Annotated in this window: 5 protein-coding genes; all 5 read right to left on the minus strand. The window is 50.6% G+C overall.

All coding sequences use genetic code 11. From position 1 onward, the window contains the following. Positions 1-92: 92 nt before the first annotated feature. Positions 93-3,281 carry an RAP domain-containing protein gene (locus O3276_RS02645; RefSeq protein ID WP_269674242.1) on the minus strand — a complete coding sequence of 1,063 codons (3,189 nt, stop codon included), beginning with the start codon at positions 3,279-3,281 and terminating at the stop codon, positions 93-95. 76 nt (positions 3,282-3,357) lie between these two features. Further along, positions 3,358-4,764: an RAP domain-containing protein gene (locus tag O3276_RS02650; protein ID WP_269674243.1), complete on the minus strand. Its 1,407-nt coding sequence runs from the start codon at positions 4,762-4,764 to the stop codon at positions 3,358-3,360. A gap of 135 nt (positions 4,765-4,899) precedes the next feature. Beyond that, positions 4,900-7,548: a DUF1601 domain-containing protein gene (locus O3276_RS02655; protein ID WP_269674244.1), complete on the minus strand. Its 2,649-nt coding sequence runs from the start codon at positions 7,546-7,548 to the stop codon at positions 4,900-4,902. Positions 7,549-7,624: 76 nt separating this feature from the next. Then, the gene (locus O3276_RS02660) at positions 7,625-10,675 is read right to left on the minus strand and encodes an RAP domain-containing protein (protein ID WP_269674245.1); all 3,051 of its coding nucleotides are present in this window, start codon (positions 10,673-10,675) and stop codon (positions 7,625-7,627) included. 187 nt (positions 10,676-10,862) lie between these two features. Next, the gene (locus O3276_RS02665; protein WP_269674246.1) at positions 10,863-13,664 is read right to left on the minus strand and encodes an RAP domain-containing protein; all 2,802 of its coding nucleotides are present in this window, start codon (positions 13,662-13,664) and stop codon (positions 10,863-10,865) included. Between the last annotated feature and the right edge of the window lie 55 nt (positions 13,665-13,719).

A 13,719-nucleotide genomic window follows, 5' to 3' on the forward strand; every position in this document is an offset into this window, starting at 1 on the left:
CGGTAAAACCAAGCCGTTATTTTCAAATCATTTTGGGCAGCAGGTATTCAACACTGGCGCTCCATCCCTGGAATATGAACACAGTTCTTGAGTCATGATGAAAGGGAAGAGGTTATTGGCTTTTTTTTCCTCTTCCTTGTTCTTTTTTTGTGTTTGCCTGTTTGCTTTTCTGAATACTCTTCGGCGGTTAAGTAACACTGATGTGAGGATTGACACCCGTTATCGACGGTAACGTTTGCCTTATCTGCCCACCCGATTTTATATGATACAGCGCCATGGGTCTGTGGTGGGATGTCCACCCTGGTCTTTATTTCATCAATACATCGTTTTATTGAATTCTGGTTCCAAAGCGTGTTAGTGGGGATTTCAATGACCTCAAATCCCGCTTTTTGCAGCAGTGCGATTTTCAGCAGAGTCGAACCATTCCTGGTTTTGAAATCACCACTCACGTAATGAGAGGGTCCCTGAATTTCAATAATAATATTGTGGTCTGGCAGTAGCAGATCAACCGGAGGTAATGAGTTCAGACTCCTTTCTGCTTCAATCTTTAAAGTGGGAATAGATAATTGCAGTTGATCGCGGAAGTCGGTTTGAGGTTTTGAAATGCTGGTCTGGTAATGGGGGACGATGGGACACGCCCTGCCAAGCCAGCTTGCGGCCATGGCAATGATGGATTGTTCATCGCCATTGTTTGAGGTTGCATTTTTCAGGCGAGTAAACAGGGCATCCATGTGCTTTTCAAGCAAGCTGTTTTTATTGGCATTGGCATTGGCATCTTGGGATAGCCTGACACAGCATACCAATACTCCCCAGAGAGACATCGCTATATCTTGCTGAGATAACTGAGGGCATTGACTGATTTGGTAGAGAAGAAGTTCAGATGTGGATTTAACCACGTTCAGCTCAACGAGCTCACCCAGTTTCGCCATGGCCCACAGCAGGCTGGCGATATCCCGGGCATTGAGTTGGTCTTTCTTTGCGTTCACGTGGGGCAACAGCGCGGCCACGGCCTCGTTGAGCACTGGCATCTGCTCCAGCCCGTTGTCCACCAGTTTTGCCATGGCCCACAGAAGGTTGGCGTTACCTTGGGCATTAAATTGGTCTTTCTGTGCGTTCACGCGGGGCAACAGCGCGGCCACGGCTTCTTTGAGACCTGGTGTCTGCTCTTGCCCGTTGTCCACCAGTTTTGCCATGGCCCACAGCAGGTTGACGATATGCTGAGGAATAAATTGGTCTTTCTGAGTGTGCACGTGGGGCAACAGCGCGGCCACGGCCTCGTTGAGACCTGGTGTCTGCTCCAGCCCGTTGTCCACCAGTTTTGCCATGGCCCACAGCAGGTTGGCGATATGCTGAGGAGTAAATTGGTCTTTCTGTGTGTTCACGTGGGGCAACAGCGCGACCACGGCCTCGTTGAACTCTGGTGTTTGCTCCAGTCCGTTGTCCACCAGTTTTGCCATGGCCCACAGCAGGTTGGCAATGGCCTGGGCATTAAATTGGTCTTTCTGTGTGTTCATATGGGGCAACAACGCGGCCACGGCCTCGTTGAACCCTGGTATCTGCTCCTGCCTGCTGACCACCAGTTTCGCCATGGCCCACAGAAGGTTGGCGATATCCTGGGCATTAAATTGGTCCTTCTGTGTGTTCACGTGGGGCAACAGCGCGGCCACAGCCTCTTTGAGCCCTGGTGTCCACTGCTGTCCATTGTCTACCAGTTTCGCTATGGCCCACAGGAGGTTGGCGGTATGCTGAGGAATAAATTGGTCTTTGTGTGCGTTCACATGGGGCAACAGTGCGGTCATGGTCTCTGTGAACCCTGGTGTTCGATCCAGCCCGAAGTCCACCAGTTTCGCCATGGCCCACAGCAGGTTGACGATACCCTGGGTCTTAAATTGGTTTTTCTGGGCGTTCACGTGGGGCAACAGCGTGGCCACGGTCTCTTTGAGTCTCGGTGTCCACTGCTGCCCGTTGTCCACCAGTTTTGCCATGGCCCACACCAGGTTGGCGATACCCTGGGCCTTAAATTGGTTTTTCTGTTCCTTCACGTGGGGCAACAGTGCAGCCACGGCCTTTTTGAGCCCTGGTGTCCGCCCCAGCCCGTAGTCCACCAGTTTCGCCATGGCCCACAGCAGGTTGGCGATATGTTGAGGAATAAATTGGTCTTTCTGTGCGTTCACGTGGGGCAACAACGTGGCTATTGTCGCTTTGAGGCCTGTTATCTGCTCCTGTCCGTTGTCCACCAGTTTCGCCATGGCCCACAGCAGGTTGGTGATATCCTGAGTATTGAATTGGTCTTTCTGTGCGTTCACCTGGGACAACAGGGTGGCTACGACCTCTTGGAACTCTGGTATCCGCTCCTGCCCATTGTCCACCAGTTTCGCCATGGCCCACAGCAGGTTGGCGATTCCCTGGGCATTAAATTGATCTTTCTGTGCATTTACCTGGAGCAACAATGTGGCCACGGCCTCCTTGAGTTTCGGGATCCGCTCCTGCCCGCTGACCACCAGTTTCGCCATGGCCCACAGCAGGTTGGCGATATGCTGGGCATTAAATTGGTCTTTCTGTGCGTGCAAATGGGGCATCAGTGCGGCCACTGTCGCTTTGAGCCCTGGTGTCCACTCCTGCCCGTTGTCTACCAGTTTCGCCATGGCCCACAGCAGGTTGGCGATTCCCCTGGCATCAATGTCCCTGGCTTGAGGTTTTTGGTTGCACTTGAATCTGATTGCATCAAGTAGCGTTGACAATAAGGCAGATTGAGTACTCTTAACACCCTCATCCACGGGCTTATAAGGGGTAAAAACACCCGCTGAAGTCAATGAATGAACTGTGGCCGTAAGGCTTAGCCAGTCCCAACGCCGTGTTATGGTAAAATTTTGCAGCAAACGCATCAGCTGGCTTTGTTCCGCTCGATTTAACGGTCTTTTAACAGCTGACGTGTATTTTTTAATTGAACTGGCATACCAGCCGTGATTTCTCCCATCATAGCGACGCCCTAAACGATCCGATTGACTCACCAGATCATCCATTAGTTCCTGTTTGATGAGCGCATTAAAATCTTTAGCAGGGGTTACTGAACGGCGCTGTAGATGTTGAGAAGGGCATGCGTCAGAAGAGTGGTAAAATGTCTTACGCCCCGGGTTAGTGCCTGGGGTATCAGCCAACTGCCTGACCGTGGCATGTCGGTATCGTCCACGCCTTGAAGCAGCAGCATGGCCACCCGGTCGGTTATAATCATTATCTGATCTTGCGTATTGACCACTGATACCGGCAGAACTTCTGTCCATAATTATATTTCATTAATTCATGAAAATATAAAGAGCAGACTGCTGTGTGGGTCAGAAGTTCATTTTGCTGAAATGTTTATATAAGTGGTATGTTCACCCGGGCCTTTATTTGATCAATAAATGGTTTCATTGAATCCTGGCTCCTGAGCAGGTTAATCGGGATTTCAATGACGTCAAATCCTGCTTTTTGCAGCAGTGCGATTTTCAGCAGAGTCGAACCTGTCCTGGTGTTGAAATCACCACTCACGTAATGAGACGGTCCCTGAATTTCAATCACCATGTTGTGCTCTGGCAGTAGCAGGTCAACCGGGGGTAATGCGTTCAGACTCTTTTCTTCTTCAATCTTCAAAGAGGGAATGCATGATTGGAGTTGAGCACGGAAGTCGTCGGCCTGAAGTTTTGAAACGTTTGTCTGGTAATGGGGGACGACCGGACACGCTCTGCCAAGCCAGCTTGCGGCCATGGCAATAATGGATTGATCCTCTTCATTGTCTGGATAGGTATTTTCCAGGCGAGTAAACAGGTCAACCATGTGTTTTTCAAGGACGTTATTTTTATTGGCATTAGAGTCTAGAAACAACCTGGCACACAATACCATGACTCCCCAGAGAGACATCAATATGTCTTTCTGAGAGAGCTGAGGGTTGTCACTGATTCGGCAGACAAGCGATTCAGACGTGGAGGTAACCACATGTAGCTCAATAAGCGGACCCAGTTTCGCCATGGCCAACAGCAAGGTGGCGATACCCTGTGGTGTAAAATTATCTTTCTGTGCGTTCACGAAGGGCAATAGCGCGGCCACAGCCTGTTTGAGCTCTGGTGTCTGGTTCTGCCCATAGTCCACTAGTTTTGCCATGGCCCACAGCAGGTTGACGATTCCCTGGGCATGGATATCCTCGACTTGAGGTTTTTGGTTGCACTTGAACGTTATTGCATCCAATAGCGTGGACAATAAAGCAGCTTGAGTGAGCTTAACATCCTGATCCACGGGCTTATGAGGGGTAAAAACGCCCGCTGAAGTCAATGAGTGACATGTTGTCGTCAGGCTTCGCCAGTTCCAGCTCCGTCTGACTGTAAAATTTTGCAGCAAAGGCATCAGTCGGCTTTGTTCAGTTCGATTTAACGGTCTTTTAGTCACTGACGTGTAATTTTTAATTGAACTGGCATATTGACCGTGATGTCTCCCATCATAGCGATGACCGAAACGATCCGTTTTACTCACCAGGTCATCCATTCTTTCCGGGTTGATGAGCGCCTTAAAATCTCGAGCAGGGTTTACTGAACGGCGCACCAGAGATTGAGAAGATAAAGCGGCTAAAAATTCTCTGCACCACAGGGCTATGCGGGGGGGATCATCCCATTGTTTGACGGTGGCATGTCCATATCGCCCACACTTTGAAGAAGCGGCATGGTCATTCGGTTGGTTGTAACCATTATCTGATCTTGTGGATTTTCCACTGATATCGGCAGAGCTTCTATTCATAATTATATTTCATTATTTCATGAGAATGTAAAAAGTAGACTGCTATTCTGGTCAGAAGTTCATTTCACTGAAATATTTATAAAACCAGCTCGTTGGGGATACACATCTACTTCTTATGCCACCAATCCGTTATTTTCAAATCATTTTAGCCAACGACTTATTGCTTTTTTTTCTCTTCCTTTTTTTTGGTTTGCCTGTTTGCTTTTCTGCATGCTCTTCGGCGGTTAAGTTACAGTGATCTGAGGATTGCCCCCCTTTATCGGCGGTAGCATTTGCCTCATCTGCCCGCCCGATTTTATCTGATACAGAGCCATGGCCCTGCGGCGGGATGTCCACCCTGGTCTTTATGTGATCAATATATCGTTTTATTGAATCCGGGTTCCAAAGCGATTTAGTCGGGATTTCAATGACCTCAAATCCTGATTTTTGCAGCAGTGCGATTTTCAGCAGAGTCGAACCATTCCTGGTTTTGAAATCACCACACACGTAATGAGAGGCTCCCTGAACTTCAATAATGATATTGTGATCTGGCAGTAGCAGATCAACCGGAGGTAATGAGTTCAGACTCCTTTCTGCAGCAATCTTTAAAGAGGGAATGCATGATTGCAGTTGATCGCGGAGGGCGGTTTGAGATTTTGAAATGGTTGTCTGGTAATGGGGCACGATCGGACACGCTCTGCCAAGCCAGTTTGCGGCCATGGCAATGATGGATTGTTCATCTCTATTGTTTGGGGAGGCATTTTCCAGGCGAGTAAACAGGTCATCCATGTGCTTTTCAAGCAAGTAATTTTTATCGGCGTTGGCGTCTGTAGACAGCCTGGCACAGCATACCATGACTCCCCAGAGAGACATCGATATATCATGCTGAGATAACTGAGGGTGTTTACTGATTTTGTAGACAAGAAGTTCAGACGTGGATTTAACGACGTTCAGCTCAACGAGTTCACCCAGTTTCGCCATGGCCCACAGCAGGTTAGCGATATCCTGGGCATTAAATTGGTCTTCTTGTGCGCTCACTTGGGACAACAGCGCGGTCACGGTCTCTTTGAGACTTGATGCCTGCTCCTGCCCGTTGTCCACCAGTTTCGCCATGGCCCACAGCAGGATAGCGATATCCCGGGAATTAAATTGATCTTTTTGTGTGTTCACGCAGGGCAACAGTGCGGCCACAGCCTCTTTGAACTCTGGTGTCTGTGCCTGCCCGTTGTCCACCAGTTTCGCCATGGCCCACAGCAGGTTGGCGGTATGCTGAGGAATAAATTGGTCTTTCTGTGCATTCGCATGGGGCAACAGCGCGGCTACAGCCTCTTTAAGCTCTGGTGTCCGCTCCTGCTCGTTGTTCACCAGTTTCGCCATGGCCCACAGCAGGTTGGCGATATCCTGGGCATTAAATTGGTCTTTCTGTACCTTCACGTGGGGCAACAGCGCGGCCACGGCCTCTTTGAGCTGCGGTGTCTGCTCCAGCCCGTTGTCCACCAGTTTTGCCATGGCCCACAGCAGGTTGGCAATACCCTGAGCATTAAATTGGTCTTTCTGTGCCTGCACATGGGGCAACAGCGCGGCCACGGACTCCTTGAGCCCTGGTGTCTGCTCCTGCCCGTTGTCCACCAGTTTCGCCATGGCCCATAGCAGGCTGGCGATATGCTGAGGAATAAATTGGTTTTTCTGTGCGTTCACGTGGGGCAACAGCGCGGCCACGGCCTCGTTGAGCTCTGCTGTCTGCTCCTGCCCGTTGTCCACCAGTTTCACCATGGCCCACAGCAGGTTGGCGATACCCTGGGCAGTAAACTGGTCTTTCTGTACGTTCACGCGGGGTAACAGCGTGGCTATGACCTTTTTGAACTCTGGTGTCTGCTCCTGCCCGTTGTCCACCAGTTTCGCCATGGCCCACAGCAGGTTGGCGATACCCTGGGCATGAAAACGATCTCTCTGTGCATTTACCCTGAGCAACAACGCGACCACGGCCTCGTTGAGTTCCGGGGTCCGCTTCTGCCCGTTGACCACCAGTTTCGCCAAGGCCCACAGCAGGTTGGCGATATGCTGAGGAATAAATTGGTCTTTCTGTGCGTTCACATGGGGCAACAGCGCGGCCACGGCCTCTTTGAGCCCTGGTGTCCACTGCTGCCCGTTGTCCACCAGTTTCGCCATGGCCCACAGCTGGTTGGCGATTCCCCGGGCATCGATGTCCCTGGCTAGAGGTTTTTGGCTGCACTTGAATATGATTGCATCCAGTAGCGTTGTTAATAAGGCAGCTTGAGTAAGCTTGACACGCTCATCCATGGGTTTATGAGGGGTAAAAAAACCCGCTGAAGTCAATGAATAGAGGGTTGTCGTCAGGCTTCGCCAGTCCCAACGCGGTGTTATGGTAAAATTTTGCAGCAGACCTGTCAGCTGGCTTTGTTCAGCTCGATTTAACGGTCTCTTGGCAGCTAATGTGTATCTTTTAATTGAATTGGTATACAGGCCGTGATTTCTCCCATCATAGCGGTGACCGAAATGATCCGATTTACTTACCAGATCATCCATTATTCCTGGTTGGATGAGCGCATTAAAATCTTGAGCAGGGTTTACGGAACGGCGCTGTAAATGTTGATAGGGGCATGCGTCAGCAGAACGATAAAATGTATTACGCCCCGGGTCAGTGCGTGGGGTGCCATCCCACTGCCTGACCGTGGCATGTCGGTATCGTCCAAGCCTTGAAGAAGCAGCATGGCTATCCGGTCGCTTATAATTATTATCTGTTCTTGCGTATTGACCACTGATACCGGCAGAACTTCTGTTCATAATTATATTTCATTAATTCATGCAATTATAAAAAGCAGACTGTTGTGCAGTTCAGAAGTTCATTTTGCTGAAATGTTTAAGCAGTGCCGTATTGCTCATCTGCCGACCCGCTTTTAAGTGATACAGAGGCATGACCCTGTGGCGGGATGTCTACCCGGGTTTTTATTTGATCAATATACAGTTTCATTGAATTCCGGTTCCTGAGCAGGTTAATCGGAATTTCAATGACCTCAAATCCTGATTTTTGCAGCAGTGCAATTTTCAGCAGAGTCGAGCCAGTCCTGGTGTTGAAATCACCACTCACGTAATGAGACGGTCCCTGAATTTCAATCACCATGTTGTGGTCTGGCAGTAGCAGGTCAACCGGTGGTAATGAGTTCAGACTTTTTTCTTCTTCAATCTGCAAAGAGGGAATGCATGATTGGAGTTGAGCGCAGAAGTCGGCTTGAGGTTTTGACATGGTTGTCTGGTAGTGGGGGACGACTGGAGAGGCTCTGCCAAGCCAACTTGCGGCCATGGCAATGATGGATTGATCCTCTTCACTGGCTGGTGATGTGTTTTTCAGGCGAGTAAACAGGTCATCTATGTGCTTTTCAAGCAAGCTGTTTTTATTGACATTGGAGACAAGAGATAACCTGGCGCAGCATACCATTACTGCCCAGAGAGACATCAATATCGCTTGCTGAGAGAATTGAGCATTGTCACTGATTCGGCAGACAAGCGATTCGAACGTAGAGGTAAACAGGCTCAGCTCAACGAGCTCACCCAGTTTCGCCATGGCCCAAAGCAGGTTGGCGATACCTTGTGATTTAAAGTTAGCTTTCTGTGCGTTCACGTAGGGCAACAGCACGGCCACCGCTTCTTTGAGCTCTGCTGACCTTTCCTGCCCGTTGTCCACCAGTTTTGCCATGGCCCACAGCAGGTTGGCGATACCCTGAGGATTAAATTGATCTTTCTGTGCCTTCACGTGGGGCAACAGCACGGCCACGGCTTCTTTGAGATCTGCTGACTTTTCCTGCCCGTTGTCCACCAGTTTCGCCATGGCCCACAGCAGGTTAGCGATATGCTGAGGAATATATTGGTCTTTCAGTGTTTTCACGTGGGGCAACAGTGTTGACACTGCCTCTTTGAGCCCTGGTGTCTGCTCCTGCCCGTTGTTCACCAGTTTCGCCATGGCCCACATCAGGTTGGCAATTTGCTGAGGAGTAAATTGGTCCTTCTGTGTTTTCACGTGGGGCAACAATGCTGACACGGCCTCTTTGAGCTCTGGTGTCCGTTCCTGTCCGTTGTCTACCAGTTTCGCCATGGCCCACAGCAAGTTGGCAATTTCCTGTGGTTTAAATTCCGCTCTCTGTACGTTTACGTGGGGCAGCAGGGCGGCCACGGCCTCTATGCACACTGGTGTCTGCTCCTGCCCGTTGTCCACCAGTTTCGCCATGGCCCACAGCAGATTGGCGATATGCTGAGGGATAAACTGGTCTTTCTGTGCGATCACGTGGGGCAACAGCGCGGCTACGGCCTCGGTGAGTCCTGGTGTCCACTCCCCGTGGTTCGCCAGTTTCGCCATGGCCGACAGCAGGTTGGCGATTTCCTGTGGTTTAAAGTTCGCTTGTTGAGTGCTTACGAGGGGTAACAGCGCGGCCACAGCGTCGCTGAGCCCTGGTGTTCGCTCCTGTCCGTTGTCCACCAGTTTCGCCAAAGCCCACATCAGGATGGCAATTTGCTGAGGAATAAATTGGTCTTTTTGTACTTCCACGTGGGGCAACAGCGAGGCCACGGCCTCGTTGAGCCCTGGTGTCCGCTCCTGCCCGTTGACCACCAGTTTTGCTATGGCCCACAGCAGGTTGGCGTTATGCTGAGGAAGAAATTGGTCTTTCTGTCCCTTCACGTGGGGCAACAGTGCGCCCACGGCCTCTTTGAACTCTGGTGTCCGCTCTTGGCCGTTGTCCACCAGTTTCGCCATGGCCCACAGCAGGTTGGCGATATGCTGAGGAATAAGTTGGACTTTCAGTGCGTTCACTTGCGACATAAGCGCGGCCAGGGCCTCGTTGAGCTCTGGTGTCTGCGCCTGCCCGTTGTCCACCAGTTTCGCTATGGCCCACAGCAGGTTGACGATATGCTGAGGAATAAACTGGTCTTTCTGTGCGTTCACCAGGGGCAACAGCGCGGCCACGGCCTCGTTGAGTTCTGGTGTTTGCTCCTGCCCGTTGTCTACCAGTTTCGCCATGGCCCACAGCAGGTTGGCGATGTGCTGAGGAATAAATTGGCCTTTCTGTCCGTTCACGTGGGGCAACAGCGCGACTACGGTCTTTTTTAACTCTGGTGTCAGCTGCTGCCCGTTGTCCACCAGTTTCGCCATGGCCCACAGCAGGTTGGCGATTCCCTGAGGAATAAATTGTTTTTTCTGTGCGTTCACGTGGGGCAAAAGAGCGGCCACGGCCTGTTTGAGCCCTGCTGTCTGCTCCTGCCCGTTGTCCACCAGTTTTGCCATGGCCCACAGCAGGTTGCAGATTCCGAGGGCATCAATATCCCTGGCTTGAGGTTTTTGGTGGCACTTGAATATGATGGCATCAAGTAGTGTGGACAATAAGGCTGCCTGAGTGAGCTTAACACGCTTATCCACGGGTTTATGAGGGGTAAAAACACCCGCTGAAGTAAATGAATGAAGTGTTGTCGTCAGGCTTCTCCAATGCCAACTCCGTGTGACTGTGAAATTTTGCAGCAAATGTATCAGCTGGCTTTGTTCCGCTCGATTTAACGGTCTTTTAGACGCTGACGTGTATTTTTTAATTGAACTGGCATATTCAGCGTGATATCTCCCATCATAGCGATGACTGAAACGATCCGATTCACTCACCAGACTATCCATTGTTTCCTGTTTGATGAGGGCATTAAAATCTTGCGCAGGGTTTACGGAACGGCGCTGTAGATATTGAGAAGAGCGTGGGCCAGAAGAATGGTAAAACTCATTGCGCCCGGAAGTAGAGCGGGGGAGATTATGCCACTGTCTGACTGTGGCATGCCTGTATCTTCCACGCCTCGAAGAAGCGGCATGGTCATCCGGTCGGTGGTAAGCATTACCTGATCTTGCGTATCTACCACTGATACCAGCAGAGCTTCTATCCATAATTATATTTCATTGATTCATGAAAATATAAAAAGCAGACTGCTGTTCTGTTCAGAAGTTCATTTTGCTGGAATGTTGGTAAACGTAAGCGGTTTGGGAAATCCATCTACTCCTGATGCCACCGAATCCGTTATTCGGTGGTTAAGTAACAGTGTTCTGAGAGTTGCCGTCCTTTATCTGCAGTGACCTATGCCTCATCTGTCACCTTACGACTCATGGATGCAGGAGCAGATGCCGCGTAGGGCAGTCTATTTTCGGTCAGCCTCCTATGGTGGGATGCTTGCCTTGTCTTTATGTGATCAATACATGGTTTCATGAAATCCCGCTTCCAAAGCTGGTTAACCGGGATTTCAATGACCTCAAATCCAGATTTTTGCAGCAGTGCGATTTTCAGCAGAGTCGAACCATTCCTGGTTTTAAAATCACCACTCACGTAATGGGACGGTCCCTGAATTTCAATCACCATGTTGTGATCTGGCAGTAGCAGGTCAACCGGAGGTAATGAGTTCAGACACTTTTCTTCTTCAATCCTCAAAGATGGAATGCATGATTGGAGTTGATTGCGGAAGTCGGATTGACGTTTTGAAACGTTTGCATGGTAATGGGGGACGAACGGACAGGGTCTCCCAAGCCAACTTGCGGCCATCGCAATGGTGCGTTGATCCTCTTTATTATCCGGGGAGGTATTTTGCAGGCGAGCAAACAGGTTATCTATGTACTTTTCAAACCTGTTATTTTTACTGGCATTGGAGACCAGAGACAACCTGGCACAGTATACCATCACTCCCCAGAGAGACATCAATGTATCTTGCTGAGAGAGCTGAGGGTTTTTACTGATTTGGTAGATAAGCGATTCGAACGTGGAGGTAACCACATCCAGCTCAACGAGCTCACCCAGTTTCGCCATGGCCCACAGCAGGTTAGCGATACCCTGAGGAATAAAGTGATATTTCTGCACCTTTTCGTGGTGCAACAGCGTGGCTACAGCTTCTTTGAGATCTGGCGTCCACTCCCCATTGTCCACCAGTTTCGCCACGGCCCACAGAAGGTTGGCGATATGCTGAGGAATAAATTGGTCTTTCTGTGCGTTCACGTGGGGCAACAGAGCGGCGACGGCCTCATTGAGCTCGGGTGTCCGCTCCAGCCCGTTGTCCACCAGTTTTGCCATGGCCCACAGCAGGTTGGCGATACCCTGAGGAATAAATTGATCCTTCTGTGCGTTCACGTGGGGCAATAGCACGGTCACAGCCTCTTTGAGCCCTGGTGTCCGCTTCTGGCCGTTGTCCACCAGTTTCGCCATGGCCCACAGCAGGTTGGTAATATGCTGGGCCTTAAATTGGTCTTTCAGTGCGATCACCAGGGGCAACAGCGTGGCCATGGCCTCGTTGAGATCTGGTGTCCGCTCCAGTCCGTTGTCCACCAGTTTCGCTATGGCCCATACAAGGTTGGCTATTTCCTGTGGTTTATCGTTAGCTTTCTGTGCGTTCACGTGAGGTAACAGCGCGGCCACGGCCTCTTTAAGCTCTGGTGTCCAATCCTGCCCATGGTCCACCAGTTTTGCCATGGCCCAGAGCAGATTAGTGATGCCCTGGGGATTAAATTGGTCTTTCTGTGCGTTCACATGGGGCAACAGCGCGGCCACGGCCTCTTTGAGCCCTGGTGTCCGCTCTTGGCCGTTGTCAACCAGTTTCGCCATGGCCCACAGCAGGTTGGCGATTTCCTGTGGATTAAAGTTAGCTTTCTTTGCCTTCACGTGGGGCAGCAACGCGGCCACGGCTTCATTGAACTCGGGTGTCCGCTCGTGCCCGCTGGCCACCAGTTTCGCCATGGTCCACAGCAGGTTGGCGATATGCTGAGGAATATATTGGTCTTTCTGTGCGTTCACGCGGGGCACCAGCGCGGCCACAGCCTCTTTGAACTCTGGTGTCCGTTCCAGCCCGTTGTCCGTCAGTTTCGCCATGGCCCACAGCAGGTTGGCGATACCCTGAGGAATAAATTGATCTTTCTGTGTTTTAACATAGGGCAATAGCGCGGTCACGGCCTCTTTGAGTCCTGGTGTCCGCTTCAGGCCGTTGTCCACCAGTTTCGCCATGGCCCACAGCAAGTTGGTAATATGCTGGGCATCGAATTGGGCTCTCTGTGCGTTCATGCGGGGCAACAGTGCGGCCACGGCCTCTTTGAGTTCTGGTGTTTGCTCCAGCCCGTTGTCCACCAGCTTCGCCATGGCCCAAAGCAGGTTGGCAAGCTCCTGTGGGTTAAAGTTAGCTTTCTGTGCGTTCATGTGGGGCAACAGCGTGGTCACTGCCACTTTGAACTCTGGTGTCCACTGCTGCCCGTTGTCCACCAGTTTCGCCATGGCCCACAGCTGGTTGGCGATTCCCCGGGCATCAATGTCCCTGGCTTGAGGTTTTTGGCTGCACTTGAATATGATTGCATCCAGTAGCGTTGACAATAAGCCAGCTTGAGTAAGCTTGACACGCTCATCCATGGGTTTATGAGGGGTAAAAACACCTGCAGAAGTCAATGAGTGAAGTGTCGTCGTCAGGCTTCGCCAGTCCCAAAGCCGTGTTATGGTAAAATTTTGCAGCAGACCTGTCAGCTGGCTTTGTTCCGCTCGATTTAACGGTCTTTTAGCAGCTGATGTGTATTGTTTTATTGAATTGGCATACAGGCCGTGATTTCTCCCATCATAGCGATGGCCGAAACGATCCGATTTACTCAACAGATCATCCATTACTTCCTGTTTGATGAGCGCATTAAAATCCTGAGCAGGGGTTACTGAACGGCGTTGTAGATGTTGAGAAGGGCATGCGTCAGAAGAACGGTAAAATGTATTGCGCCCCGGGTTAGTGCGTGGGGTATAATCCCTCCTGACCGTGGCATGTCTATATCGTCCACGGCTTGAAGAAGCGGCATGGCCACCCGGTCGGTTATAATAATTATCTGATTTTGCGTATTGATCACCGATACCGGCAGAGCTTCTGTCCATAATTATATTTTATTAATTCATGAAAATATAAAAAGCAGACCGCTGCTCTGTTCAG

It is taken from the genome of Endozoicomonas sp. GU-1, from assembly GCF_027366395.1.
Lineage (GTDB): Bacteria > Pseudomonadota > Gammaproteobacteria > Pseudomonadales > Endozoicomonadaceae > Endozoicomonas.